Here is a 24,521-nt window from a genome sequence, read left to right as displayed (position 1 = left end):
GTAATTTTTACTAATTATTTCTTAATCTCTGTCGGTTCCAGTGCGAGAATTTCCTCTGCTTGAAAGTTCCCCTCTCCGTCAAGACTCCAACTGCGGAGGTCTTCCCAACAGCCTTGTCGGACTGACACAATGATGTAAGAGTATTGGGCCCAGGCTAATGTCCGATCGCACTCTGAGGGCACTGCGGGACAATCCGTATGGGAATGATATATGCCGATAATATCCAGAGTGCGATTGCGCCCGTGTTTCATCGCCCGCAACATATCTTCGGGCTTTATAGCATATCTGCGTCTTTCTGTCAATTCTTTTTCTTCAGGCCAATTTTCTTCAGCCTCAGAACTCCAAGCATTGTCAGTCTGCCAAACTTCTACCAAAGTTTTAACACCGCCAGTAACTCGACCGAGCAACAAACCGCAGCATTCTTCAGGATAAGTGCTTTCGGCGTGGGTGCGGATGGATAAAATGTGAGATTCGGAAAGTGCTATCGGTTGCATAGGATTTTAGTGTAGATTTTTTTGTAAAGTGCGATCGGGCTTTTTTTTAAACGAACCGCGAAGACGCGAAGGACACGTTCGGCGAAGCCGTTCCCGAAGGGTAGGAAGACAAGATAAGGGAAGAGAAAGAACTCACAAAAGTAACCTCATTAATTACCTGCACTTAGATCTCTAAACGTTAGATTTTTCCACTATTTCTCACTCCTCTTCTCTGTGTCCTCTGCGCCCTCTGTGGTTCATAAAAAAGTTACTGTAGGGTGCGCCGGGTCGCGCACCTTACCCCTTAGTTAATGTAGCTATTTAGCCCTCAATTGCAATCAAGTTGCAATTAAGAGGGAGTTTGCTGCAACTCAGGGCGTTCATCTGGAACGATCGCACCTTCGACAGGACACACCTGCAAACAAATACCGCAGTCAATACAGGTATCAAAATCAATCCAAAACCAATCAGTACCCTTGACATTTTTGCCGGGGCCAGGGTGAATACAAGCAACCGGACAAGCGCCAACGCAATCAGCAACTCCCTCGCAAATATTCGTAACAATAGTGTGTGCCATAGTGTTCTCTCAAAACATTTTAGGTAGATAGGGAATTAGCAATTAATAATTGGCCAAACCTTCTCTCAATCAGCAGGATACATAATATCATATCGGGTGATTTTTAACCAATTACTAACTACTAATTACCAATTACCACTTAGCCTAATTTACCGTTTCAATTGTTGGCAATCCTTCGGCATTTACCCAAGCAATTTGAGCAATTCGTCGATCGCGCGCGTATTCCCGCGCCGACTCTGCTGTCTCCCGACTCTCCAAATCTATTTCCACCCGAACTAGGTGAGTAGACTCTCGGAGTTTGCGAGCGTAAGCAAACGCGGCGGCACTAGCTTCAGGAGTTTGAGCCACAACCAACCAGTCGCTAGCTGGTGTCTGGCTGGGCAATTGCCCCTCTGTGAGCAAAACTTGGTGCAACTCTTCAATATTCAGACAAAACCCAATGCCGGGGGAATTTTGCCCTAGGGGATCGAACAGTCCCAACAGTTGGTCGTAACGTCCCCCTTGTCCTAAAACTCGCTGTCCTGTCTTACTGCTGCTGACAACTTCAAACACAATTCCAGTGTAATAGTCAAATGTTTGAATTAAACTCAAATCGAGGTGAATGTGAGATTTGAGATTGGGAATTTTTGACTGGCATTGGTGCAGCAATTCGATCGCCGATTTGAGATTATTTAACGCGGCTTGCTGCGGCAGATCTAAATCCAGCTTGGCAACAATTGGCAACACCTCTTCTGGGCGGCCGCGCAAGTCAAATAACAGCAGTGCTCTTTCTCGCAATTCGGTTGACAGCGGCAAAGTTTCCAAGGCAATTCGATCGAGATTGGCGATCGCCCCCCGAACCTTCTGGCGCACGTTTGGCGGAAACGATTCTAGCAATGTTGCAGTCAAGCCCGCTTCTCCCAAAACCAAATGCCAGTCATCAATTCCCAAGCTCTGCAAGCACTCAGACAGCAGCAGCAGCACTTCCGCATCCGCAACCGCCCCCCCCGCGCCCAGCAGCTCTACCCCAGCTTGATAGAACTCCTGTTGCCCGCCTGAGCCAGTATCTGGGCCTTTGCGGAACACGTTAGCGTTGTAGTAGAGGCGCTGAGGCTGCCAGCGAGTCCCTGCCATCCGCATTGCAGCCGCGCGGGCGATGGATGCTGTCAATTCCGGCCGCAAACCAAGTTCTCCATCCTCGGCGTCTTGCAATTGAATTAAGGTCGATCGGTCGATCGCGCCCCCAGCCATCAATGTCTCCAGCCTTTCTAGAGTAGAGGTAATAATCCGGTGATAGCCCCAGCGGTGAAAAACCTGCTGCAAGCGCCGTTCGATCGAAATTTTTTGAGCAACGTCAAGGGGCAATAAATCTCTTGCACCGGATGGGGGTTGGTGAACCATATCAATTTTAGATTTTAGACTTTAGAAGATTTTAGATTGGGCTTAGAAGCTTAGCTTTATGGACGGTGTTAAAGTCTAACGAGGCAAGCTTAACAGTTGACTTTAACAAATTAAGGTGTCATATCAATTTTAGATTTTAGATTTTAGGTTGGGCCTATAAGCTTAGCTTTAGGAGACGGTGTTAAAGTCCAAGCAGGCAAGCTTAACATTCAACTTTAACAAATTAATGCCTCATAGCGTTTTCGTGGGCATGGCAATAATCATTTTCCCCGTCAGTGCAAGCGTCCCGCTCTTTCTGGAGCATCTGCTCTCGCCGGACGATCGCACTGACGGTATAATTCCTAGTTACCGGATTTGATCTCACCAAGTTTTGATCGAGCTCACTCCACTGCTGTGCAGTTCACCATTTTCTCAAAATTCAAGACTCACAAATCACAACTTCTCACTTCTTCTTCCCGCCAAACAAACTTGCAAAAAATCCTGGTTTTTCGTCACTTTTTTTAGCCTTTGCGGAAACTTGTTCCAGCTTTTTCTTAACCTCCAAAGCCGTCGGTTCTTCAGGATTTGATGCCAAAGCTTTGTTCATCTCAAGTTTCGCCATTGTGGCTTGATTTTGTTCCAGGTAACACATTGCTAATAAAGCGTGAGCCTTGCTGTGTTTTGGCTGGCGCTTCACGGCTTCTTTCAACTCTAAAATTGCTTTGGCGTAACTTTTGCTGTCCATGAATCCTTGAGCTCGGCGGCAATAGGCTTCAGTCTGCGGGTCTTCGACTTTGGGCAGAGGTGGAGTTGGGGTTGGAATTGCGGTTGGGGTTGGGGTTGGGGTTGGGGTTGGGGTTGCATCTTTTATGGGTGAAGCAGGTGTAACCGCACCACCGCCAAGGCGCTCTTTTCGCAGCAGGTAAACCATGTTGAGTTCGCTAATTTGAGCGATCGCATCTTCGGTTTCCTTAACTGATTCGTACTGCTTGAGAGCGAGTTTGCTAACTGCTGTTTTGTAAGCTTCTTCCCAATTTTGAGCGGTAGCTAACTGTTTGGCTGCTTCGCTTTCAATTTGCATTTTCGCCTGTTCTTTAACGACGCGCTTGGCGATGGCTGCTAATAGCAGGCTGTATTCTTTGCGATCGCTTTCCTTGGAAAATTTGTTGTAAGCCGGATTGACTACTTTTGACAAAAATTGGTTAGCCCAATCTTTATCGGCTTGGCTTTCAAAAGAGCAAGTATCCGAATGCAAGCGGCGGGCGATTTTCATGTAGCGCTTGCGGATGTCGTTAAACTCGGCGTCTAAGGGAATTCCCAAAATTGCGTGCTGATCTGTAAACTCATACTTGAACAGCCCTTTTGTCATTTCAAAAGACATAACTTTTACTCTTCCTTTCCTGGCTTTTCACTATTCTTTAATGTAGCTTGAGTCAAGGGGTTGTGACCCCCGTACTACCCCCGATCTATTGCTGGGGGGCGCTACTTCCAAGAAGATAAGGGAGGAACCGCTAGCAGTGCGCTGCTGAGTTCGGCGTGTATTTTGCCGTTTGTTGCCAAAACCCGACCGGAGTTCATCTCAAATGCACTGCCGTCATAAGCTGTAACTTGACCTCCGGCTTCGGAGACGATGAGTACACCTGCTGCTACGTCCCAAGGGGAGAGTCCCCGTTCCCAGTATCCGTCCGATCGCCCCATCGCGAGGTGTGCGAGGTCTAGGGATGCCGAACCGCTGCGCCGCACGCCTTGGGTGAGGTGGGTGAGGTGACAAAATTCGGCATAGTTATTGTCTGCTGTTTCGCGCCGATCGTATGCAAAGCCAGTGACTAGCAAGCTGGTTCTCAATTCTGAGATTTGGGAAACTTCGATCGGCGAACGGTTGCAGGTTGCTCCCAATCCCTTGCCTGCGCGAAACAATTCGTTATGAAAAGGGTCGTAAATTACTCCAATTTGTGGTATGCCGTCGATTAACAGCCCGATCGACACGGCCCAAAAAGGATATTGGTGAGCATAATTGGTTGTGCCGTCCAAAGGGTCGATCGCCCACAGGTATTTGCTGGTGGCATCTCCTAATTTGCCGGATTCTTCGGCGAGGATGCCGTGGTCGGGTACGTGGCGGCCGAGAATTTCTAAAATGACGGCTTCTGAGGCTTTGTCGGCTTCTGTGACTAAATCGCCCGATCGGCCTTTTTCTTGAATTTTTTCTAATTTGCCGCAGAAAGATTTCAGGACGGAACCGGCGGCTAGGGCTGCTTCGGTGGCTATTTCTAAGAAGTTTTGCAGTTGAGTGTCTGTCATTGGGAAGAGGGAAGTACGAACCGCGAAAACGCGAAGGACACGAAAGAAGATGGAAGATGGAAGAGTCAAGAATAACTGGTTCCTAGGCTTTGCCTGGGAACCTATATCTAGAGGCTCTGCCTCGGCTGAAAAAAATGGAGGCAGAGCCTCCGGATCTTCGTTCCCAGGCAGAGCCTAGGAACGAGTGGACATGACTACTGACTAATGACTATTGCCGATTTTGCTGGCGAAATTCTGCGGGAGTTTGGCGCAATGCTCGTTCTGGATTCCACAGGCCTTTACCCATGAGTCTCGCCCATTCTTGAGCGTTGATGAGTCGCTGCTGATATTTGGTGTTGCGCGATCGCACTGAGGCCAGGGCATAACCTTCTTTGATTAGCTGTTCGTTGAGCAAATTTTTATCTTGCCACAAGTAGGCTAGTTTGCGATCGAACTGGTCTTTCTCTTCGATGTCGGATTCTAACAATACCTGTTTTCCCGTAGTTAGCTGTTCTAGTCTTTGTTTGGCTGCTTCTCCCCAAGGCTGCTGTTTTAAATCCGGTGCATCAATACCAATCAGCCTGATTTGTTCTAATAAGGCTATTTTGTCGGCTGTACTGATAACTTCGATTGTTTGCCCGCTGATGGCCCTTTCTACTTTGGCGATCGTACCTTGGGGCATTTCTGGTTTTTGGCAGCTAGCTAACAACAGACAAAGGGCGATCGCACATAACCGATAAAGCATGGATAATTGGTAGTTGATTATTTATCAAATTGCCTTATTCTTCATCCAACGGCAAACCGGCTTTAACTTTACCTTTGCCAAAGTAGCGGCCGAATTGCAGTTCGTACACTTCGTCTTCGTCTTGCGTCTCTACCTCAATGTTGGAACGGGGATAGCTGACGCACAGCAGGGCATACCCTTCTTTTTGCAGTTCCACAGAAAGCCCCATTGCTTCTGGCTGGTGCAGTTCCCCCGAATTGACGCGCACCGCACAGGCGGTACAAGCGCCGTTGCGGCAGGAAAAGGGCAATTCTACTCCTTGGTTTTCGGCGCTTTGCAGGATGTAGCGGTCTTCGGGTACTCGCACGGTGTGGCGATCGCCTGTCTGTCTGTTATGAATTTTAATTGTGTAAGAGTTAGTCATGGAATTTTAGATTTTAGATTTTAGATTTTAGATTGGCGTTGGCGGGGCAAGAAGATCCTTGAAATGAATGGGTTTGCGACCCACAGAGGAGAACCCAAACCTGCCCGTTTCACACCCTACCCATATTAAACAGCAAATTTATGCCGTTACCCCTTCCCAAATCAGATTTGTTCTGCTAAGATAGCTTAGCTGTGGCTAAATGAATGAATTTAGCCCTGGAGAGGTGGCCGAGCGGTTGAAGGCGCACGCCTGGAAAGTGTGTTTAGGGCAACTTAACGAGGGTTCGAATCCCTCCCTCTCCGTTAAACAAGCTGTTTAGGCAAAAAAATAGCTTGCAACAAAAATCTCTGATATGAGATAAATATTTTGATTAGAGCGAGATCCCTTGAATTTTTTTATAAAAATCAAGGGATCTCGCTTTTATATTTTTAAGTGTAAATTACGGGCGATCGGACGGAGAATAAACGCCCAGATCTAATGCCAATAGTAGAAAACCATAGTGACCTACACCAATCGCCAGCGATATGCTCTAAGAGCGTCACTTAATTGTTTTTTCCAACTTTATCTTGGAACTAATCATACCTTAATTCCGCAACGCCCATCGGTAATATTCAGGGACGGCTGGCCTAGAGCCAGATGCCTCTGGAATGGGCATCTGGCATCGGGCATGGGTAATAGTTACTGGTTACTGGTTAGTAGTTTTTCTAATCACAAATAACCAATGCCATATTCGCAATCCCCAATTTCCCATGCCCAATTTCCAAATTAAATAAACAAGCTAGGTGAGATTTTAAAATAATCGCCTAGTGCCTTAGCTTGTGCCTTGCTAATCGCTCTTTTCCCATTCACAACCTCAGACACCACACCGCTCGATCCAATGATACCTACCAAGTCCGCTTGACGGGTGCCGCTGGATTTCATGATGTGTTGCAAAATCTCGTGAGGCTCCGATTTGTCGATCGGATAATTTTCTCTCTCGTAAACTTCAACCAGCGTGACTAACAACTTGTATAAAGCTCTCTCCTCTGGAGTGAGGTTTTTAGCAAACGTTAGCCGTTCTGCCACTGCCAGGAGGCGATCGTATTCCTCTTCACTTTCGATCGCCATAGGAGCGATTTCTGCAAGCAATTTGCTATAAGTGGCTCCATCAAAAGTAAGGATCATTTTTCCATTTGTCTTTGTCGTATTCAGCGTGGGTTAGGAAATATTTGTATAAAATAGTTTGCTCCTCGTAGTTGATGCCGACAATCAGGCGATATTCGTTGCCTTTGATATTAAATACTGTGAAGTTCCCTACTGCTTCGGCATCCCAGTAAATCTTGCGAACATTCTCCCAATTCTGCCATTCTGCTTGCTTTACAGTTGCATTCCAGCTATCAATTTGATTTTTGACATCGGGATACTGGGCAGCATCATTACGGAGCTTGCGGATCGAGATTAGGTGCATTGGTTGTTCTTGGATTTCTTTTTTTGTTTTGCATAGTGATAGCTAATTGTTGACAGTTTTGGTTCCATACTATGCTTCATCCTCTCATTTTGAGAGGAAAACGTCAAGGTCCGATCGAGTAAAAATTCTTTAACCCACTCCAAGTGGGTTGTGTCTGTTTAGGCGCGGCTGGAAACCGCAGGCTTTGTCTTTTATCCCACTCTTGCTCACCCGACTCGATCCTCATCGTGTAAAAAAGCTTCTAGCAGCGTGGTTCGGGCGATCGCATGGAAGTTGTGGAAACTCGCCTTTTTGCAGCGTTCAAAGACTATCTGGCCTCTTATTGGCATTTGGTCGATCGCGCCGAACCGGTGAAATCGGGCGCAAAGTTAGATAGTATCTAACAAGCTCAACTGTTATATCTGCGGTATTGTGCCGAAAAAAAAACCGTGCCAGGGAATCTTCACGGGGTTCTACGGCGAGGAATCGACCGAAGGGTATATTCACGAATTTTTGTTCAATTGGGAACAGAAGCTGGCACAATTGGTAAGTAACAAGAATTAATTTTAATAGAAACTTCAGCCACTACACTTATTAGTGTAGGTTGGCATGAGGAAAATGCCAATGGTCAAAAAAAATCGCAATGTAGTTAGTTCCAATTCAGAAAGTAAAGTCAAAGTCGGACTTTCGCTGACTTCTTCTAGTGCCGATCGATTAAACGTGATCGCTCGCAAGCTCGGAATATCAAGGTCAGAACTCCTAGAACGCTTGGCACAAGGCGCTCTGGATATTTCTAAGGACAAGACGGAAGTTACTGTCACTTGGAAAAAAGGTGAAGAAACGCAGGTAGATTCCCCCGACTTGCAAGGGGAAACAGCCGAAGAAAGCGAAATTAATGAGGCTGTAACGGCAGAAACTCTATCGGACTCGGTGAGTGTAAAGCCAAATCCGTTGCAAGAAAGTTACGAAAGTTTACAGCAGCAGTTGAGTGAACGCGAAAGTTCGATCGCTTCTTTGCAGCAGCAATTAGCTGCCGAAAAGCAAAATCTCGAAAGCCAATTGCAAGAAACAGTAGCCAAGTCAAGTTACGAAAGTTTACAGCAGCAGTTGACTGAACGCGAAAGTTCGCTCGCTTCTTTGCAGCAGCAATTAGCTACCGAAAAGCAAAATCTCGAAAGCCAATTGCAGGACACAGTAGCCAAGTCAAGTTACGAAAGTTTACAGCAGCAGTTGACTGAACGCGAAAGTTCGCTCGCTTCTTTGCAGCAGCAATTCGCTACTGAAAAGCAAAATCTCGAAAGCCAGTTGCAGGACACAGTAGCCAAGTCAAGTTACGAAAGTTTACAGCAGCAGTTGACTGAACGCGAAAGTTCGCTCGCTTCTTTGCAGCAGCAATTCGCTACTGAAAAGCAAAATCTCGAAAGCCAGTTGCAGGACACAGTAGCCAAGTCAAGTTACGAAAGTTTACAGCAGCAGTTGACTGAACGCGAAAGTTCGCTCGCTTCTTTGCAGCAGCAATTGGCCGAAAGAGAACACCGGGAATACGAGTTTCAGCAACAGCTAGGCGAAAAATCCAGTGCTCTGGAATCTTTGCAGCAGCAATTGGCCGAAAGAGAACACCGGGAACACGAGTTTCAGCAACAGCTAGGCGAAAAATCCAGTGCTCTGGAATCTTTGCAGCAACAGCTAGGTGAAAAATCCAGTGATCTGGAATCTTTGCAGCAGCAATTGGCCGAAAGAGAACACCGGGAACACGAGTTTCAGCAACAGCTAGGCGAAAAATCCAGTGCTCTGGAATCTTTGCAGCAACAGCTAGGCGAAAAATCCAGTGCTCTGGAATCTTTGCAGCAGCAATTGGCCGAAAGAGAACACCGGGAACACGAGTTTCAGCAACAGCTAGGCGAAAAATCCAGTGCTCTGGAATCTTTGCAGCAGCAACTAGGCGAAAAATCCAGTGTTCTGGAATCTTTGCAGCAGCAATTCGCCACCGAAAAGCAAAATCTCGAAAGCCAATTCCAGGAAACCGTGTCGAAGTCGAGTTACGAATCTTTGCAGCACGAGTTAGCAGAAAAGTCAAGTGCGATCGGCGACTTCCAAGTTAAACTAATCAAGTTGCAATATCTGGAAAATGAATTGAGTCAGAGTGCGGCGATACAGCGAAATTACGACGCTTTGCAGCAACAGTCTCAAGAACAGCTAAGAACCATCAAAGCTTTACGGGAACAGCTAGCTCAAATGCAGGCTGTGGCGGGGATTGGCGAAGCTTATCTCAACAAGTGGCGCCGTCAGTGATTCTCTCATCAACACGGCCCAGTCTAACGCTCCGGGTGCCCCCGGAGCACCTTACCCCTAAAACGTCCTCTAAACTCGGCCTCCTTCCTCTTGTAGCGATAGATTTCAACCTGCCGCTACAAGAGCTTTTTATTGCAAAATACGAGCATAATATTAAGAAATATTACAATAAATAAATTATGAGAGGCGATCGCACCCCTGAGAGCAAATCCAATCCTGCAGACACTAAGGGCCGCGTCACGGTAATTGGAGGCGGAATCGGCGGGCTGACAGCAGCAGCCCTGCTAGCCCGCAGAGGATACAAAGTGCGAGTCTTAGACCAGGCGATCGTCCCCGGAGGATGCGCTTCCACCTTCAAACGCAAAGGCTTTACCTTCGATGTCGGCGCCACGCAGGTTGCAGGATTGGAACCCGGAGGCATTCACCACCGCATTTTCTCAGAATTAAATATAGAACTTCCCGCAGCGACACCCTGCGATCCCGCTTGTGCGGTGTTTTTGCCGGGAGAAACCGCACCGATTAGCGTGTGGCGAGATCCGCAAAAGTGGCAGGAAGAAAGGCAGCGGCAGTTTCCTGGAAGCGAACCTTTTTGGCAATTATTGTCTGCATTGTTCAAAGCTAGCTGGAAATTTCAAGGGCGGGACCCTGTTTTACCGCCCAGAAACTTCTGGGATTTCTGGCAATTAATTCAAGCTGTTCGCCCCGATACTTTAATTACTTTGCCTTTCACTTTTATGACAGTGGGAGATGCTTTGCGGCTGTGTGGGTTGGGCGACAATTTGCGCTTGAAAACTTTTCTAGATTTGCAGTTAAAATTGTATTCTCAAGTTGATACCGAAGAAACGGCGCTACTTTACGCGGCGACAGCTTTAGGAGTTTCGCAAGAGCCGCAAGGATTGTATCATCTACAAGGAAGTATGCAGGTATTGAGCGATCGACTTGTAGAGGCGATCGAACGAGACGGCGGCCAAGTCTTATTGCGGCATACAGTTGAAAGTATTGTCACCGCCAACGGCAAAGCCACCGCTACAGTGATTCGCAATCAAAAAACAGGCGAAGTTTGGACAGAAACAGCCGATCGCATTGTTGCCAACGTGACCGCGCAAAATTTAGTAAAATTGTTGTCAGGCGAGCCGATTGTCGCAAATTTAACAGATAATTTATCCGTTAAATCAGATACTTCAGAGACAACAAACAAACTCCCAGATCAAATGGCAGGCTACAAATATCGAGTTGATAAATTGCCGCCCGCATCCGGTGCATTTGTCATATATTTGGGAGTGCATGAAAGCGCAATTCCGGCAAATTGTCCGCCGCACCTTCAGTTTCTCTACGATTACGACGGCGAGATTGGGGAGAATAATTCATTATTTGTTTCAGTCAGCCATCCAGGTGATGGCAGAGCACCAAAGGGAATGGCGACAATTATCGCTTCCTCATTTACTGATACTCGAATGTGGTGGAATTCGGTTGATTATGAAGGATTAAAGCAAAAATATACCGCAGGGGCGATCGCACGTTTGAGCGAATATTTCAATTTGACGCCAGAGTCGATCGTACACCAAGAAGCCGCCACACCCCGCACCTTTGCCCGCTACACAGCGAGAGATCGAGGAGTTGTCGGCGGCATCGGCCAGCGAATACCAACCTTCGGCCCCTTCGGATTTGCCAATCGCACACCAATTAAAAACTTGTGGTTAGTAGGCGACTCCACCCATCCCGGAGAAGGAACTGCGGGTGTGTCCTATTCTGCTTTAACAGTCGTGCGACAGATGGAAGCCGTGTCTAAAATCTAAGAGGACAGCGCACTCCCGCCGTTTCTGTACGAAAAAAAAAATTAATCGCGCGAGAGATGTAACTATCGCGCGATTAATTTTAGGGAATAGTTAACGGTTAACAATTAACTGTTAACCATCATTCCGGTGTCACCGGAATTGATATCAACTACATTCTCTGACTACTTGATAGAAATCTTTGCGCCCACAGCTTCAAGCTGTTTCTTCATTTCTTCAGCAGCTTCCTTAGCAATAGCTTCCTTAACTGCTTTCGGTGCGGCTTCTACCAAGTCTTTCGCTTCCTTCAGACCCAGACCAGTAATTGCGCGGACTTCCTTCAGAATGGCGATTTTCTTGTCAGCAGGAACTTCTTCCAGCATGACAGTAAATTCGGTTTGCTCTTCTACGGGTTCAGCAGCGGCTCCACCACCTGTACCGGGCATCATCATCATGCCGCCTACAGGAGCAGCAGCGCTGACGCCGAAAGCTTCTTCAATTTGCTTGACCAATTCAGAAGCTTCGAGCAAAGTCAGAGACTTAAGTTTTTCCAAGATTTCATCAGTTGCAGTAGACATTCGTTAAACTCCTAGTTCAATTGTAGGTTTGGGATTTCGGATTTGAGATTTGCTCATTCATCATTAGTTTTTCGTCTCCAGTCTTCTATCTATTGCTAAATACTAATGACTGAGGACTCATGACTAATTACTCATGCCTTACACAGATGCGCTTTCTGCTTCTGCTTCTGGTTGCGCTTCTGCTTGTGCTTCTGCTGCTACTTCTGCTGAACCGCCGTCTTTTTCAGCATAAGCTTTAAGACCGCGAGCGATCGAAGTAGGAACTTGATTGATACCCACAGCCAACTTGGTTGCGACACCGTTGATAGCGCCAGCAATTTGAGCCATGAGTTGTTCTTTCGACGGCAGATCGGCTAATGCTTTAACATCAGCTTCTTTCAGTACCCGTCCTTCCATTACGCCGCCGCGAAGTTCTGTCTTCTTAGAGACTTTTTGGAATTCTTGGTAAGCTTTAATCGCGCCGCCAATATCTTCTTGCACGAACAGAAACGCCGACGTACCGGTCAGCAATTCCTGTATCGGCTGCCAGGTTTCGTTGCCTTCAACAGCAATTCGCATCAGCGTGTTTTTTGCCACTTGGCAACTGCTGCCTTTCGGACGCAAACGCCGACGCAAATCTGTGATTTCAGCAACAGTTAAGCCCGTGTAGTCAATCACGATCGCCAGTTGAGATTCGCTCAAGGTTTGCTTGAGGTCTGCAATAATCTCATTTTTTACTGCTAAACTTTTGCCCATACTTATTTCACCTCCTTTTAGGATCGAAAACTGCCCACCAAAAACCCCGACCTTAGAGCCGGGGCAGAGAATTAAAAATTAACAAGTCAGAATTAAAAATAGAAAATTTCTAATCTTTGAGTCTTGAGTTTTTATTTCTTCAGCCTCGGCAGGAAATTAAGCGGTCGGCACCTGCGGTCTTCAGCTTATTGATTTTTGATTAGGCTATCACCAGAAGGCAGAGATTAGCAAGGGTCTGGCGTAAGTCTTGTGAGAGATTTACACAGACAGCCGAAGCTGTCTTTTACCTTCTGCCTTCTGCTTAATTCTGTACTAGGCAGCGTCAATTTTTGTATCGCGCAGAGCACTGATATCGACTTCGATCGACGGGCCCATTGTTGCGGATACGTACAAACTTCGCCAGTAGCGACCTTTAGCACCAGAAGGACGGTTGCGATCAACAGTTTCTTGCAAAGCATGAAGGTTGACCAGCAAATCTTCCGCTGAGAAAGCTGCCTTGCCAAACATAACATGAACGATGCCAGTTCGATCGGCACGGAATTCTAGTTTACCACCTTTAAACTCGTTGATCGCCTGAGCAATGTCAGTCGTCACCGTCCCACCTTTCGGAGAAGGCATCAAACCGCGCGGGCCCAACAACCGACCCAATTTTGCCACCAACGGCATCACGTCTGGGGTAGCAATCAGGCAATCGAAGTCCATCATGCCTTTCTGAATTTCATCAATCAACTCTTCCGAACCAGCAATATCCGCGCCGGCATTCAGAGCTTCTTTAACTTTTTCGCCCTTAGCAATCACCGCAATTCTGACTACTTGACCAGTTCCTTTTGGTAGCGATACAGTTGTCCGCAACTGTTGGTCAGTATATTTCGGGTCAATTCCCAAACGGATGTGAGCTTCAGCAGATTCGCCAAACTTAGCGGTTGCTGTTTCTTTCAAAAGTTGCAGAGCTTCCAGCGGTAGATAAGGTCTGTCTTCAACTTTCTTTTGAAGTTCTTGCAGTCTTCGCGATACTTTCTTTGCCATTGTTATCTCCTGGGGTCAGTCGATTTTAGATTTTAGATTTTAGATTTTAGATTGAACTTATCAGCCAATCCGATCTCTAAAATTTGTTCGGTTCGATTCTTAGCGAAGCTTTGCTTCTCCCCCTGAATCGATCGATTTTGGATTTTGGATTTTGGATTTTATATTGAAGATTTGAGCTTCAACACGGGGAATTACCCATTGCCAACTGTCAACTGACAACTGACTTTAATCCGCGATCGCCACGCCCATATTTTTAGCCGTTCCTGCCACAATTTTCATAGCAGCCTCAACATCATTAGCATTGAGGTCAGGCATTTTCGTTTCAGCGATTTCTCGTAACTGAGCCTGTGTAATTTTCCCTACTTGCTTGCGATTAGGTTCTCCCGAACCCTTAGCAATGCCAGCCGCTTTTTGAATCAAAACCGACGCCGGCGGGGTTTTGAGAATAAACGTAAAACTGCGGTCTTCAAAAACCGAAATTTCTACCGGAACCACTAGACCCGCTTGGTCTGCGGTTCTAGCATTGTACTCCTTGCAAAACATCATAATATTGACGCCGTGCTGACCCAGGGCTGGGCCGATCGGAGGAGCTGGGTTGGCTTTTCCCGCCGTAATCGCCAACTTAATTACTGCAACAACTTTCTTTGCCATTAGTTAGTTCTGTTTCTGAACCTGATTGAACTCCAATTCTACAGGCGTATCGCGCCCAAAAATCGAGAGTAAAACTTTGAGCTTGTTTCGTTCCGGGCTAACTTCAATCACATCACCTTCAAAATCCTTAAATGGCCCGGAAAGTACCACGACGTGGTCTCCAGTAGACATCGATACTTTGACAACTGGTTCTGATTCCTGAGCGTTTCTGAAGATCCGTTCTACTTCCGAATGACTCAGAGGTAGCGGTTTGACGTGACCCCTGCCGCGCCCGTAGCGGCGTTTCTGCTCGGCCCCGACAAAATTAATTACATTCGGGGTATTCTTGATCACCTGCCACGTATCCTCGTCCATAAACATACGGATGAGTACGTAGCCGGGAAAGATTTTTTCATCTGACTGCCGCCGGGAACCGTCTTTGCCGACTTTGATCGCCGGAGTTTGCGGAATTTCGACTTGAACGATGCGATCGGCAACATCCAAAGTTTGAATCCGCTGCTGCAAGTTTGCCTTCACCCGCTTTTCGCAGCCAGAGGCAACTTGAACAGCATACCAGCGAGCATCAATCTCCGGCACCTCTGGCGATGCTGCCTGTCCCGTCGCTTCTGTGGAATACTCAGATTCTTCTGATGCAAAAGTCATGGCCCAAACACCTTTCCCGCGCCCCAGTTAAAGAAGTTATCCACCAAATAAATCAAGCTTGCTGAGAGGATTACCATCAAAAGCACGGCAAAAGACTCGCTGATTAGCTGCTGCCGGCTCGGCCAAACCACTTTGTCGAGTTCTTCTCTAGTTTCCTTAAAAAAACTCGCAGGGTTAAACCCAGGCGCCGTTATTTCTTGAGTTTCTTGAGCTTCGTCTTTTTTCGCCACGATTTAATCCCCCTTGCGATTTTAGATTTTAGATTTTAGATGGTGTGAGTGGCCCGCGGCTCTCAGATTTTTTGACACTAACCACTTACGCTCAAGTCCAAAATCTCAAATCCAAAGCCACGACTTTTTTACAAGCCCAACCAATTAACGGCGTAAATGCCGATCGCCGAAACCGACTATCGAGAAGCCACACCGAGCATTTGTTGATGGCATTTTTTGCGAACCGCCCACAAAAATTAATTCTACCCGAAAGTTTGCGGTTTTGACTGTTGCCAGCCAATAGTCCGGGCGCTTTCGGGCAGAATTTAAAGTTTGGTGATTCAGCGCGCCCTGGAGGACTTGAACCCCCGACATCAGGTTTTGGAGACCTGCGTTCTACCAACTGAACTAAGAGCGCACAGGTGAGGTTGCTGAAATTCGCTTAACCTCTAGATTTCTATTTTAACACAGTGCGCTCGTAAATGGGAAACTTTTTTTTATTTTTTTCAATTTCCCATGAATCATGAACCAAGGGAAAGCTGGGTGCATTCCTACAGGGAGCGATCGAACCGCTGTTTGACGCGAGTAGCTTTGCCCACCCGATCGCGCAGGTAGTAAAGTTTTGCTCTGCGGACTTTCCCGCGGCGCATCACTTGGATCGTGGCTATGCGGGGCGAGTGAATCAAAAACACCCGTTCCACTCCGACGCCTTGAAACACGCGGCGGACGGTGATTGTTTCATTAATCCCGCCGTTACGCATGGCAATCACAGTCCCTTCGTAGGGCTGAACCCGTTCTTTGTTACCCTCTCTAATTTTCACGCCGACTCGCACTGTGTCGCCGACGTAAATTTCGGGAACTTGTTTATTGAGTTCTTGCTTGACTCTATCTATTTCTGCCGTTTCGATAGAACGGATTATTTCTGCGCCTTTCATCGGATTTACCAAAACTCACAATCCCTTATCATATATCGAAATGCCCGTTTTATGTCAAAAAATTTCTATGTTAGATACCTCTGGGGTCGTATTTCTGCAACTGGGGGCAATGGCTGCACTGGCCTTGTACGTCGCTGCAAACTTGGGGGCCAACGATGTCGCTAACTCGATGGGGACATCCGTAGGCTCGAAGGCGCTAACGCTGCGACAGGCAATAATTGTTGCAGGCATACTGGAGTTTTCCGGCGCAGTGCTGTTCGGGCAAGGAGTTTCCGAAACTCTCGCAACAGGAGTTGTGAATGCACAAGTGTTCGCGGCCAAACCGCAAGTATTTTTAATCGGGATGGTGTCAGTGCTGATAGCTTGTGGGATATGGCTGCAAATCGCTACCAGTAGAGGTTTGCCAGTTTCTTCATCCCATGCAGTGGTGGGCGCGATCGCGGGTTTTAGCTGTGTTGCAGCCGGAATTAATGCAGTTGATTGGGGAACCATCGGCACCATCTCCCTAACATGGGTGGCGACACCTGTTGCTAGCGGTGCTTTAGCCGCACTATTTTACAGTGTGGTGAAGTATTCGATTCTCGATCGACCCGATCCTCTATCTCAAATGCGCGAGTGGATACCTTGGCTGAGTGCAGCAATGCTGAGCGTATTTGGGATAATTGTACTGCCGTCTGTTGTGAATGTCGCTTTGGTGCAGACAGGAGCGATCGCCCTAGCGCACGATCGATTTGGCTGGAATCTTCCCATTCACGATATTGTCATTGGCATCGGGGCAATAGCTGCGATCGCGCTGACACTCAATAGCTGGAAAAAATTAGAATCAGTTGAGAACCAAGAAGGCAGAGGGGAGAAGGCAGAAGGAATAAGTACAAACTCCTCCCCCACTCCGAAACTCCGCCACTCTCCCATCGAGCAACAAATGGCGAGATTTCAAGTCTTGAGCGCGTGTTTTGTAGCATTTTCCCACGGTTCCAACGACGTAGGAAATGCAGTTGCTCCCCTAGCTGCGATCGCCTACATCCGGCGCACAGGTTCCTTTCCCTCAGAAGATTTCAGCGTTCCCCTGTGGATTTTAGTCGTCGGAGGCGCAGGAATAGTCATCGGTTTAACCATCTGGGGCAAAAATGTAATTGCCACAGTCGGCGAAAAGATCATCGAACTCCAACCAAGCGGCGGATTTTGCGCGGAATTAGCCACAGCCACCACAGTCTTGCTAGCATCCCGCTTCGGTTTGCCAGTTTCCACATCCCACGCTTTAGTGGGTGCAGTTGTCGGAGTCGGGCTGATTAAAGCTTGGAAAACAGTACGCTTGGAAACTTTGCTGTCAATTGGTTCGGCTTGGCTGGTGACAATTCCGATCGCAGCAGGTTTGGCTGCTATCATCTTCAGCATCGCGCAATCCATTGGGCAATTTTAGATTTTAGATTTTAGATTGAGGCATTTCAGAACAGTCATCTGTCAACAATCACGGATAGATGGTGCAACCGCAATTGATCTAACTCATCTGCGTTAATCTGAACTTCCCCCTGCAAATATACTTACACAGGCTCAAAAGCCTCTAACCACAAAGGTTTCAATTGTTGAGTAAAAAATGTGTACCCATCTAGATGATTGATATCTGTTTGCGCTCGGCAATTATATTGAATCTACAACAATTGAGGGCGAGATCCTGCGTCAGCTATTGCTTATCAATGGGTACAAAATTTGCGCTCAACAGTTGCATCCTTTGTAGAGTAAGAGTTTTAGGACTGTTAGTACATTTTTATGGGGGAAGTCCAGCTTAATGAAGCTGTACCGACTTCAAGCCTTGGGCTGGGAAAATTGAGAATTTACTGCTAGACAAATTACTATAGCAGTCCTAAATGAGTCGCAAAATTTTATAAATTATAATAATTAGGGAGTATAATAATACTTGTATACTGGAAATCGGCAAAAAAGCAATATGTCTGAGCAACACTATTTACAAGAATTAAGTGATTTTATAGATGGCAACCCCGACCCGATAGAACTGAAGCGAGCTTTAGCAGTAAGGATGTGGATTGAGGGCGTAACTGGTTCGGAAATTAAAAAAATATTAAATGTATCAGCAACATTTATCAGTCAATCCAAAATGAAATTTATCAAAAATGGAGTTGAAGAATTAAAGCTGAGGTATCAAGGGTCAAAAGCATATCTAAGTCCAGCGCAACGCCTAGAGATTGTCAATTACTTAAATACTCAAGAATATTTGAGCTTACAGGAGTTTCAGATATATATAGAAGACAAGTATGATGTTCGTTTCAAATCAAATCAAAGTTATTATACATTACTTGATGAAGCCAAGGTTAGCTGGAAGAAAACTCAAAAAAGTAATCCAAAAAAAAACGATGAATTGGTAAAAACAAAAAAGATAGAAATCGAAAAAGTTCTGGCAGAAAACCGCTTGGAGATAGAAGCTGGAAGACTTGTGGTGTATATGATTGATGAATGTCATCTGCTGTGGGGTGATGTTTGTGGATATGTTTGGGGAAAGAAGAATAAAAGAATAGAAGTACCCATGACAAATCAGAGAGAAAGGCAAACATATTTTGGTGCCCTCAACTATCAAACAAAAAAATTTTTTGTACAAGAATATGAAGCCGGAAATTCAAAGAATACAGTTTTGTTTGTCAAATACCTGCAAAATCTGAATAAAGGAGCTAGAATTTTAATATTTTGGGATGGGGCAAGTTATCATAAATATGCAGAAATGCGAGAGTATCTGGGCGAGGTAAATCAAGGTTTAGAAAAATCTGAATGGTTAATAACATGTGAATTATTTGCCCCGAATGCACCTGAGCAAAACCCTGTAGAAGATATTTGGCTTCAAGGCAAAAAATTTTTGAGAGAACATTGGTATTTATGTAAATCTTTCCCACTTATTAAAAAATTATTTATGCTGGTAACTCATTGTCAGATTTTTGATTTTTCCAAATTATATATGTATGACTTTTTTGTTGAAAACCCTGAATTAATACCAACTTAATCATGATTAGTGAAACCCGATTAGTTTGCAACTGATTTAGGATTGCTATAGACACCTAAAAAGAAATATCTATAACAACTAGACAGGTGCTAAACATGATAGACAGAGTACAAATTAATTTGAGATTGGACGGCAAGCAGGAATTACTCGAAACCATTAAGAAAGTAGCAGCAGCAGAGGGTTTAAGCCCCCATGCTTGGGTAGTTAAGACATTGGAGCAAGCGACCGTTAACCCTACGCTACAATCTCAACCAATTGCCCAAAGTCCCACAATCCCAGATAGAGAGCCGATACTAGATCGCAACTTAGACATAATGCTAGACACTAAATTAGTGGCTAAGTTCGCGGCGCTTGAGGAACCGCTGTGGGAAATTGAAAACCTGAGTAATAACGGCGATGAATCACTCAGGCAAGAATTAGAGGCGGAAATTTGCAGATTGGTTGCTCAATTTACTAACGCAGAGTGGGAAAAATTAATAGAGTTGCGAACCCAGTCGCAGCCATTGTGGGAGAAAATTACCCCCGAGGATGCTCAGAAAATGCGAGACATAGCTCTGGTTTGGTGGCGTCAACTCTACCCGGACCAAATGGGGGAGCTCTTTGAGGAAATGTATGGTCGGCAAGAGCCAGGGACTAAGTATACTGTGGCCACTATTACCAAGTGGTTGCAAGGAGAAGTCGTTGAAGTCCGTGATCGCATTACTCAGCTCATACGTCTCCGGGAAAGTTGACTACAGCATCTCTTATTTTGATATCCCCGCCTAGAACTGGACTTCCCCCATAAAAATGTACTAACAGTCCTAAAACTCTTACTCTACAAAGGATGCAACTGTTGAGCGCAAAATTTGTACCCATTTATAAGCAATAGCTGACGCAGGATCTCGCCCTCAATTGTTGTAGATTCAATATAATTGCCGAGCGCAAACAGATATCAATCATCTAGATGGGTACACATTTTTTACTCAACAATTGAAACCTTTGTGGTTAGAGGCTTTTGAGCCTGTGTAAGTATATTTGCAGGGGGAAGTTCAGGTTAATCTGTGTTTATCTGCCCTCATCTGCGGTTAAAAAAAGAGAATGTATTAACCGCAGATGACAACGGATTGACGCTGATTCACGCAGATGAAGATCAGATTCAGGACTAATAGTAATTTCCCACATCAAACCCGGTTTCGACACACAAGCACGCGGGCCACTCAATCAATTAATTCCTCCTCCAAGCAATGCTTCAGCTTTTGAGCCAGCACCTCAACGTTAGGCTTTCTCAACATAGTCAGGTGATTCCCAGGAACGCTAATCACCTCTACTTTTTCCGTGGTTAATTCACTCCAGCCAAGAGTCGGATCTTGATGACTCATGCTTAGCTTTTCCCTCGATCTAAACAGAGTAATTCGCTGCGGATAAATTTTCGGTCGATAGCTGAGAGTTGCTTGACTGTTAGCCTGAAATACAGTAAACATCGAGGGGATTGCCAGCTCGCGCCAGCTCCGTTCTTTTGACTCCTGAGATAGGATGCTAACCATAACGGCCTGTTTCCAATTCCAGCGATGCAAAAAATTAGCTGCCAAATTAAGCATCTTATTTAATTTCGGAAATTTGGCCGCAATACCGCCACTTTGAACATTTTCTGCAGCAGCCACCAAGCGAAAATAATCTACTACAAAAGGCCAGATAGAGCGCGAAACAGTCGTCAGAATAAACTTGCAACCGTCCCAAAAAGAAGGTTTGTTAGCAGAAACCGGCGCTAAAGTATCCAACACAGCAAGTAAAGCCACTTCATCCCCCGCTGCGAGCAACTGTTGAGCCATCTCAAAAGCCACCAAACCTCCAAAAGACCAACCTCCTAAAAAATAAGGCCCTTTTGGTTGAACTGTACGCAAGGCTGCGATGTAGTCAGCCGCCATGTCTTCAATCCTAGTTAACGGAGAAGTTTCGCCGTCAATACCCTTTGGTTGCAGCCCGTAAAACGGTTGATTTTCTCCTAGCTGAAATGCTAACTCGACATAAGGAAATACGACGCCAAAGATGGGATGGACGCAGAAGAACGGGGGATTTTTACCGCGAGGTTTAATTGCAACTAAAGGCGACCATTCCAGAGAATTTGTTTCTGAAGATAGCGAATCTGCTAAACCTTCAATTGTCGGATTTAAAAAAAGAGCAGATAGCGGCAATTCGCGCTCAAATTGCTGGTTAATCTCATTAATGAGGCGGATTGCCAGCAGGGAATCTCCACCCAAATCGAAAAAGTTATCGCCAATGCCAACGCACTCTGCGTTGAGGATTGCGGCCCAAATTTTGGCGAGGGTTGACTCGGTTGGTGTGCGAGGTGCAATGCAGCTTTTATCTACTGAATAGCTAGTTAGATTTGTCGGTGCAGGTAGGCGCAGGCGGTCAATTTTGCCATTAGGAGTTAGGGGCAGAAAATCCATCGCCACAAAAGCACTGGGAATCATGTAATGGGGCAGTTGTTGTTTGAGAAAATTGCGTATTTCCCTGGGATTAAGCGTCTGATTGTGATTGGGGACGACATAAGCAACTAGGCGTTTGTTGCCAGACAAATCATCCGCAGCAACCGCCGCTGTTGCTTTGACTGCTGGATGCTGAACCAGCAGCGCTTCAATTTCTCCCAATTCTATTCGATAACCGCGAATTTTTACCTGTTCGTCAGTGCGGCCTAAAAACTCTATATTGCCGTCGGGAAGATAGCGAGCTAAGTCACCAGTTTTATAAATTCGTTCTCCTGCTTTCTGGCTAAAGGGATTAGCAATAAATCGCTGGGTGGTTAATTCGGGGCGGTTCAGGTAGCCTCGCGCCAATCCGCTGCCGCCGATGTACAATTCACCGGGAATTCCCACGGGTACAGGCTGTAAATTTTTATCTAAAATATAGAGTTGAGTGTTAGCTATCGGGCGGCCGATTGGCGGTTTTTTGCGTGAAGCGAAGCTATCGGGCAGGGAATCGCCAATTTCGGCAAAACTTGACCAGACTGTCGCTTCTGTAGGGCCGTAAGCGTTAAAAAATCTGCGCCGGGAAGCCCAGCGTTTAACAATATCCGGGGAACAGGATTCGCCAGCACAGATGATTGTTTGCAGTGCGGGAAGTTGGGCGTTTGGAAGGACAGCTAGCAGCGAGGGCGGGAGGGTAGCGTGAGTAATAGCATTGTCCTGCAAAAATTGGATTAATGTTTGTCCGGGCAACAAAGATTCTTTCTTGGCACAGTAAAGTGTTGCTCCGGTTCCTAATGCCATGACAATCTCAAAGATTGAGGCATCAAAACTCAGGGATGCGAATTGCAAAATGCGGTGATTTGAGTTTAAGTTAAAAGCTTCTATTTGAGCTAGGGCTAAGTTGTAGAGTCCCCGATGTTTGATTAAAACGCCTTTGGGTTTTCCGGTTGAACCAGATGTGTAAATGACGTATGCTAGGTTTTCGGGTATGATATTTGTAGTTGGGTTTTTGGAACTTTGTCGGGCGATAATTTCTCTGTCGGAGTCCAAACACACTACTGAAAAAACTCCGTAATTTTCCGGCTGCGTCAAGTTTTTTGCTAAGTGCTGCTGAGTTACCAAAATCGACACCTGAGCATCTTCTAACATGAAGTTAAGCCGCTCTTGAGGATAAGTTGGATCTAAAGGCAGGTAGGCTGCGCCTGCTTTGATAATGCCTAGCAATCCGACGATCGCATCTAAGGAACGTTCGACACAAAGGCCCACTAAAACTTCTGGTGCTGCTCCCAATTGCTGCAAGTAATGTGCAAGTTGGTTGGCTCGGCTGTTGAGTTGGCTATAGGTTAACTGCTGGTTTTCAAAGACGGCGGCGACAGCATGGGGCGATCTCGCGACTCGCTCTTCAAATAGCTGATGGAAACACTGGTTTTGCGGATAATCTCTCTGAGTGTCATTCCAATCGATTAATAATTGCTGGTATTCTGGCGCTGTCAGCAAAGCCAAGTCGCTGAGGTGCTGTTTGGGATTGGCAACAATGGCTTCAAGCAGCGTTTGGAAATGTCCCGCCATGCGCGCAATTGTGGCGCTATCAAATAAGTCTGTGCTGTAGACAAATTGCCCTTGAATACTTCCTGCATCTTCCCACAAGTGGCACTCTAAATCTAGCTTGGCGGTTCCTGCGTCAAAGTCGATCGCCTCGAAAGCGATTCCCGGCAATTCTAGCGCTGCTACAGGAGTGTTTTGCAGGCTGAAACTGTGTTGAAATAGGGGGTTGCGGCTCAACTCGCGATCGGGGTGCATTTCCTCAACCAACTTCTCGAAGGGCAAATCTTGGTGAGCGTAGGCTGCCATTGCGACGTTTTTTACCCGATGCAATAGTTCCCGAAAAGTGGGGTTTCCTGATAAATCTGCACGCAGCACCAAACTGTTGACAAAAAAACCGATTAATGCTTCAATTTCGCTCTGGTTGCGATTGGCGATCGGCGTTCCTACTGCAATATCTACTTGTCCTGTATAGCGGTACAGCAAAGTTTGAAAAGCGGCTAGTAGAGTGATAAATAAAGTCGCGCTTTCTTGCTGGCTCAATGACTTTAGCGCCTCGCTCAAAGCAGGTGATAGTGTTATAAATTGTTTGGCGCCGCGGTAGGATGGAACGGCTGGCCTTCGCCTGTCTGTTGGTAGATTGAGTGTGGTAATTCCGTTTAACTGCTGCCGCCAATAAGCTAACTGGGTTTCTAATACTTCGCCCTGCAGCCATTGGTGTTGCCATTCTGCAAAGTCGGCGTACTGCACGGGCAGCGCTGGCAAGTGCGAGATCCCATTTTTTACAAATGCTGTGTAGAGCATTCCCAGCTCTCGAATTAGCACTCCAATCGACCAACCATCAGCCACAATATGATGTAAATTCAGCAACAATATATGTTCTGTTTCACTGAGTTGTAACAGCGTTACTTTGAATAACGGCCCGGCGGCTAAATCGAAAGGGCATTGTGCTGCATCGGTTGCGAGTTGCAGCGCTGCTGTTTCCTGCTGAGTTGGCGAGAGATTTTGTAAGTCGATTGTGGGAAGAGATACGGTTAAAAAGGGAGCAATAACTTGTACGAGTTCCCCTTCCAAAAGCGTAAAAGTAGTGCGTAAAGTTTCATGCCGCTGCACAATTTCATTGAAGGTTTGCTCTAAAAATATTAAGTTGAGCGAACCAGTTAAGCGGACCGCTGTTGAAACATTATAGAAAGGATTACCCGGTGCTAATTGATTGAGGAACCAAAGCCGCCGCTGAGCAAACGATGCTGGAAATACAAAAACTTCTGTTTCTTGCTGCATATTTATCGAAATTGCATCCTGTTCAACAGCCATCCTTTTCATTTACTTTCTAGATTCAACATCTTGCCCAACCCAAAAACCATCTTAAAATTATCTGCGTTTATCAGCGTTAATCTGCCCTTCATCTGCGGTTGCTCTATCAAT

At 46.1% G+C, this 24,521-nt stretch carries 24 protein-coding genes, 2 tRNA genes and 1 other annotated feature; of the genes, 7 read left to right on the top strand and 19 right to left on the bottom strand.

Annotation, left to right across the window (positions count from 1 at the left end; all coding sequences use genetic code 11):
* Positions 1-14 precede the first annotated feature (14 nt).
* The 7 genes from QUA53_RS05585 to QUA53_RS05555 form a co-directional block, all read right to left on the bottom strand.
* Positions 15-494: a M67 family metallopeptidase gene (locus tag QUA53_RS05585; RefSeq protein WP_333095468.1), complete on the bottom strand. Its 480-nt coding sequence runs from the start codon at positions 492-494 to the stop codon at positions 15-17.
* Between the two features lie 328 nt (positions 495-822).
* The gene (locus tag QUA53_RS05580; protein ID WP_015174956.1) at positions 823-1,050 is read right to left on the bottom strand and encodes an indolepyruvate ferredoxin oxidoreductase subunit alpha; all 228 of its coding nucleotides are present in this window, start codon (positions 1,048-1,050) and stop codon (positions 823-825) included.
* A 144-nt stretch (positions 1,051-1,194) separates the two neighbouring features.
* A complete protein-coding gene (locus QUA53_RS05575; protein ID WP_333095469.1) occupies positions 1,195-2,430 on the bottom strand; it encodes an ATP phosphoribosyltransferase regulatory subunit in 1,236 nt (411 codons plus the stop codon).
* A gap of 442 nt (positions 2,431-2,872) precedes the next feature.
* A complete protein-coding gene (locus tag QUA53_RS05570; RefSeq protein ID WP_333095470.1) occupies positions 2,873-3,790 on the bottom strand; it encodes a tetratricopeptide repeat protein in 918 nt (305 codons plus the stop codon).
* A gap of 101 nt (positions 3,791-3,891) precedes the next feature.
* Complete coding sequence (locus tag QUA53_RS05565) at positions 3,892-4,707, bottom strand: inositol monophosphatase family protein (protein ID WP_333095471.1); 816 nt, start codon at positions 4,705-4,707, stop codon at positions 3,892-3,894.
* A gap of 208 nt (positions 4,708-4,915) precedes the next feature.
* Positions 4,916-5,431, bottom strand: a complete 516-nt coding sequence (locus tag QUA53_RS05560; protein ID WP_333095472.1) for a thermonuclease family protein — start codon at positions 5,429-5,431, stop codon at positions 4,916-4,918.
* 34 nt (positions 5,432-5,465) lie between these two features.
* The gene (locus QUA53_RS05555) at positions 5,466-5,834 is read right to left on the bottom strand and encodes a 2Fe-2S iron-sulfur cluster-binding protein (protein WP_333040827.1); all 369 of its coding nucleotides are present in this window, start codon (positions 5,832-5,834) and stop codon (positions 5,466-5,468) included.
* 217 nt (positions 5,835-6,051) lie between these two features.
* On the opposite strand from QUA53_RS05555, the gene QUA53_RS05550 reads away from it, so the two are divergent.
* Positions 6,052-6,136: transfer RNA gene (locus QUA53_RS05550), tRNA-Ser, on the top strand.
* Between the two features lie 463 nt (positions 6,137-6,599).
* Here the strand turns inward: QUA53_RS05550 and QUA53_RS05545 are convergent.
* The 3 genes from QUA53_RS05545 to QUA53_RS05535 all read right to left on the bottom strand — a co-directional run bounded on the left by QUA53_RS05545 (position 6,600) and on the right by QUA53_RS05535 (position 7,610).
* On the bottom strand, positions 6,600-6,998 hold the full coding sequence (locus tag QUA53_RS05545) for a transcriptional regulator (RefSeq protein WP_333095473.1): 399 nt from the start codon (positions 6,996-6,998) through the stop codon (positions 6,600-6,602).
* Positions 6,982-7,281: a type II toxin-antitoxin system HigB family toxin gene (locus QUA53_RS05540; RefSeq protein WP_333095474.1), complete on the bottom strand. Its 300-nt coding sequence runs from the start codon at positions 7,279-7,281 to the stop codon at positions 6,982-6,984. Before QUA53_RS05540 ends, QUA53_RS05545 begins: the two co-directional genes overlap by 17 nt.
* Positions 7,282-7,487: 206 nt before the next feature.
* A complete protein-coding gene (locus tag QUA53_RS05535) occupies positions 7,488-7,610 on the bottom strand; it encodes a hypothetical protein (protein ID WP_333095475.1) in 123 nt (40 codons plus the stop codon).
* Positions 7,611-7,884: 274 nt separating this feature from the next.
* On the opposite strand from QUA53_RS05535, the gene QUA53_RS05530 reads away from it, so the two are divergent.
* Positions 7,885-9,552 (top strand): ribbon-helix-helix protein, CopG family, encoded by a 1,668-nt coding sequence (locus tag QUA53_RS05530; RefSeq protein WP_333248731.1) that lies wholly within the window; start codon positions 7,885-7,887, stop codon positions 9,550-9,552.
* A 179-nt stretch (positions 9,553-9,731) separates the two neighbouring features.
* Complete coding sequence (locus tag QUA53_RS05525) at positions 9,732-11,348, top strand: NAD(P)-binding protein (RefSeq protein WP_333095479.1); 1,617 nt, start codon at positions 9,732-9,734, stop codon at positions 11,346-11,348.
* Positions 11,349-11,509: 161 nt separating this feature from the next.
* Here QUA53_RS05525 and rplL read toward each other — a convergent pair whose 3' ends face one another.
* The 6 genes from rplL to secE all read right to left on the bottom strand — a co-directional run bounded on the left by rplL (position 11,510) and on the right by secE (position 15,186).
* On the bottom strand, positions 11,510-11,902 hold the full coding sequence (rplL, locus tag QUA53_RS05520; RefSeq protein WP_333037133.1) for a 50S ribosomal protein L7/L12: 393 nt from the start codon (positions 11,900-11,902) through the stop codon (positions 11,510-11,512).
* Positions 11,903-12,040: 138 nt separating this feature from the next.
* Positions 12,041-12,637, bottom strand: a complete 597-nt coding sequence (rplJ, locus tag QUA53_RS05515; protein ID WP_333095480.1) for a 50S ribosomal protein L10 — start codon at positions 12,635-12,637, stop codon at positions 12,041-12,043.
* A 29-nt stretch (positions 12,638-12,666) separates the two neighbouring features.
* Positions 12,667-12,839, bottom strand: a sequence feature (ribosomal protein L10 leader region).
* A 110-nt stretch (positions 12,840-12,949) separates the two neighbouring features.
* Complete coding sequence (gene rplA, locus QUA53_RS05510) at positions 12,950-13,663, bottom strand: 50S ribosomal protein L1 (RefSeq protein ID WP_333095482.1); 714 nt, start codon at positions 13,661-13,663, stop codon at positions 12,950-12,952.
* A gap of 225 nt (positions 13,664-13,888) precedes the next feature.
* Entirely contained in the window at positions 13,889-14,314 is a 426-nt protein-coding gene (rplK, locus tag QUA53_RS05505) for a 50S ribosomal protein L11 (protein ID WP_194061482.1), read from the bottom strand.
* A 3-nt stretch (positions 14,315-14,317) separates the two neighbouring features.
* Positions 14,318-14,956 (bottom strand): transcription termination/antitermination protein NusG, encoded by a 639-nt coding sequence (nusG, locus tag QUA53_RS05500; RefSeq protein WP_333070762.1) that lies wholly within the window; start codon positions 14,954-14,956, stop codon positions 14,318-14,320.
* Positions 14,953-15,186 carry a preprotein translocase subunit SecE gene (secE, locus tag QUA53_RS05495; RefSeq protein WP_333095484.1) on the bottom strand — a complete coding sequence of 78 codons (234 nt, stop codon included), beginning with the start codon at positions 15,184-15,186 and terminating at the stop codon, positions 14,953-14,955. Before secE ends, nusG begins: the two co-directional genes overlap by 4 nt.
* Positions 15,187-15,257: 71 nt before the next feature.
* Between secE and QUA53_RS05490 the strand changes: the two genes are divergently transcribed.
* Positions 15,258-15,452 carry a hypothetical protein gene (locus QUA53_RS05490; RefSeq protein ID WP_333070757.1) on the top strand — a complete coding sequence of 65 codons (195 nt, stop codon included), beginning with the start codon at positions 15,258-15,260 and terminating at the stop codon, positions 15,450-15,452.
* A 58-nt stretch (positions 15,453-15,510) separates the two neighbouring features.
* Here the strand turns inward: QUA53_RS05490 and QUA53_RS05485 are convergent.
* Together QUA53_RS05485 and rplS are read right to left on the bottom strand one after the other, a co-directional pair.
* Positions 15,511-15,583 (bottom strand) — tRNA-Trp (locus tag QUA53_RS05485).
* Positions 15,584-15,716: 133 nt separating this feature from the next.
* Positions 15,717-16,100, bottom strand: coding sequence for a 50S ribosomal protein L19 (gene rplS / locus QUA53_RS05480; protein ID WP_333037136.1), 384 nt, complete (start codon positions 16,098-16,100; stop codon positions 15,717-15,719).
* A 40-nt stretch (positions 16,101-16,140) separates the two neighbouring features.
* Here rplS and QUA53_RS05475 point away from each other — a divergent pair, with 40 nt between their 5' ends.
* The 3 genes from QUA53_RS05475 to QUA53_RS05465 all read left to right on the top strand — a co-directional run bounded on the left by QUA53_RS05475 (position 16,141) and on the right by QUA53_RS05465 (position 19,838).
* The gene (locus tag QUA53_RS05475) at positions 16,141-17,520 is read left to right on the top strand and encodes an inorganic phosphate transporter (protein ID WP_445304917.1); all 1,380 of its coding nucleotides are present in this window, start codon (positions 16,141-16,143) and stop codon (positions 17,518-17,520) included.
* A gap of 525 nt (positions 17,521-18,045) precedes the next feature.
* Entirely contained in the window at positions 18,046-19,107 is a 1,062-nt protein-coding gene (locus QUA53_RS05470; RefSeq protein ID WP_333095486.1) for an IS630 family transposase, read from the top strand.
* A gap of 95 nt (positions 19,108-19,202) precedes the next feature.
* On the top strand, positions 19,203-19,838 hold the full coding sequence (locus QUA53_RS05465; RefSeq protein ID WP_333095487.1) for a hypothetical protein: 636 nt from the start codon (positions 19,203-19,205) through the stop codon (positions 19,836-19,838).
* Positions 19,839-20,303: 465 nt separating this feature from the next.
* Here the strand turns inward: QUA53_RS05465 and QUA53_RS05460 are convergent, their stop codons facing one another.
* Positions 20,304-24,410 (bottom strand): amino acid adenylation domain-containing protein, encoded by a 4,107-nt coding sequence (locus tag QUA53_RS05460; RefSeq protein WP_333095488.1) that lies wholly within the window; start codon positions 24,408-24,410, stop codon positions 20,304-20,306.
* Positions 24,411-24,521: the final 111 nt, after the last annotated feature.

The sequence above is a fragment of the Microcoleus sp. Pol12B3 genome, from assembly GCF_036701355.1.
Taxonomy (GTDB): Bacteria; Cyanobacteriota; Cyanobacteriia; order Cyanobacteriales; family Microcoleaceae; genus Microcoleus.
The sequence above is the reverse complement of the archived record's forward strand: the minus strand, read 5'-3'. Positions and strand labels throughout refer to the sequence as shown.

Coding starts and splice junctions, on each gene's coding strand:
- QUA53_RS05470 (WP_333095486.1), top strand. CDS start 18,046: ATGTCTGAGCAACACTATTTACAAGAATTAAGTGATTTTATAGATGGC.
- QUA53_RS05560 (WP_333095472.1), bottom strand. CDS start 5,431: ATGCTTTATCGGTTATGTGCGATCGCCCTTTGTCTGTTGTTAGCTAGC.
- QUA53_RS05465 (WP_333095487.1), top strand. CDS start 19,203: ATGATAGACAGAGTACAAATTAATTTGAGATTGGACGGCAAGCAGGAA.
- QUA53_RS05565 (WP_333095471.1), bottom strand. CDS start 4,707: ATGACAGACACTCAACTGCAAAACTTCTTAGAAATAGCCACCGAAGCA.
- QUA53_RS05555 (WP_333040827.1), bottom strand. CDS start 5,834: ATGACTAACTCTTACACAATTAAAATTCATAACAGACAGACAGGCGAT.
- rplK (WP_194061482.1), bottom strand. CDS start 14,314: ATGGCAAAGAAAGTTGTTGCAGTAATTAAGTTGGCGATTACGGCGGGA.
- QUA53_RS05460 (WP_333095488.1), bottom strand. CDS start 24,410: ATGGCTGTTGAACAGGATGCAATTTCGATAAATATGCAGCAAGAAACA.
- QUA53_RS05585 (WP_333095468.1), bottom strand. CDS start 494: ATGCAACCGATAGCACTTTCCGAATCTCACATTTTATCCATCCGCACC.
- QUA53_RS05530 (WP_333248731.1), top strand. CDS start 7,885: ATGGTCAAAAAAAATCGCAATGTAGTTAGTTCCAATTCAGAAAGTAAA.
- rplA (WP_333095482.1), bottom strand. CDS start 13,663: ATGGCAAAGAAAGTATCGCGAAGACTGCAAGAACTTCAAAAGAAAGTT.
- QUA53_RS05570 (WP_333095470.1), bottom strand. CDS start 3,790: ATGTCTTTTGAAATGACAAAAGGGCTGTTCAAGTATGAGTTTACAGAT.
- QUA53_RS05535 (WP_333095475.1), bottom strand. CDS start 7,610: ATGCCAATAAGAGGCCAGATAGTCTTTGAACGCTGCAAAAAGGCGAGT.
- rplS (WP_333037136.1), bottom strand. CDS start 16,100: ATGAAAGGCGCAGAAATAATCCGTTCTATCGAAACGGCAGAAATAGAT.
- QUA53_RS05475 (WP_445304917.1), top strand. CDS start 16,141: ATGCCCGTTTTATGTCAAAAAATTTCTATGTTAGATACCTCTGGGGTC.
- QUA53_RS05580 (WP_015174956.1), bottom strand. CDS start 1,050: ATGGCACACACTATTGTTACGAATATTTGCGAGGGAGTTGCTGATTGC.
- nusG (WP_333070762.1), bottom strand. CDS start 14,956: ATGACTTTTGCATCAGAAGAATCTGAGTATTCCACAGAAGCGACGGGA.
- QUA53_RS05545 (WP_333095473.1), bottom strand. CDS start 6,998: ATGATCCTTACTTTTGATGGAGCCACTTATAGCAAATTGCTTGCAGAA.
- QUA53_RS05540 (WP_333095474.1), bottom strand. CDS start 7,281: ATGCACCTAATCTCGATCCGCAAGCTCCGTAATGATGCTGCCCAGTAT.
- QUA53_RS05525 (WP_333095479.1), top strand. CDS start 9,732: ATGAGAGGCGATCGCACCCCTGAGAGCAAATCCAATCCTGCAGACACT.
- rplJ (WP_333095480.1), bottom strand. CDS start 12,637: ATGGGCAAAAGTTTAGCAGTAAAAAATGAGATTATTGCAGACCTCAAG.
- QUA53_RS05575 (WP_333095469.1), bottom strand. CDS start 2,430: ATGGTTCACCAACCCCCATCCGGTGCAAGAGATTTATTGCCCCTTGAC.
- rplL (WP_333037133.1), bottom strand. CDS start 11,902: ATGTCTACTGCAACTGATGAAATCTTGGAAAAACTTAAGTCTCTGACT.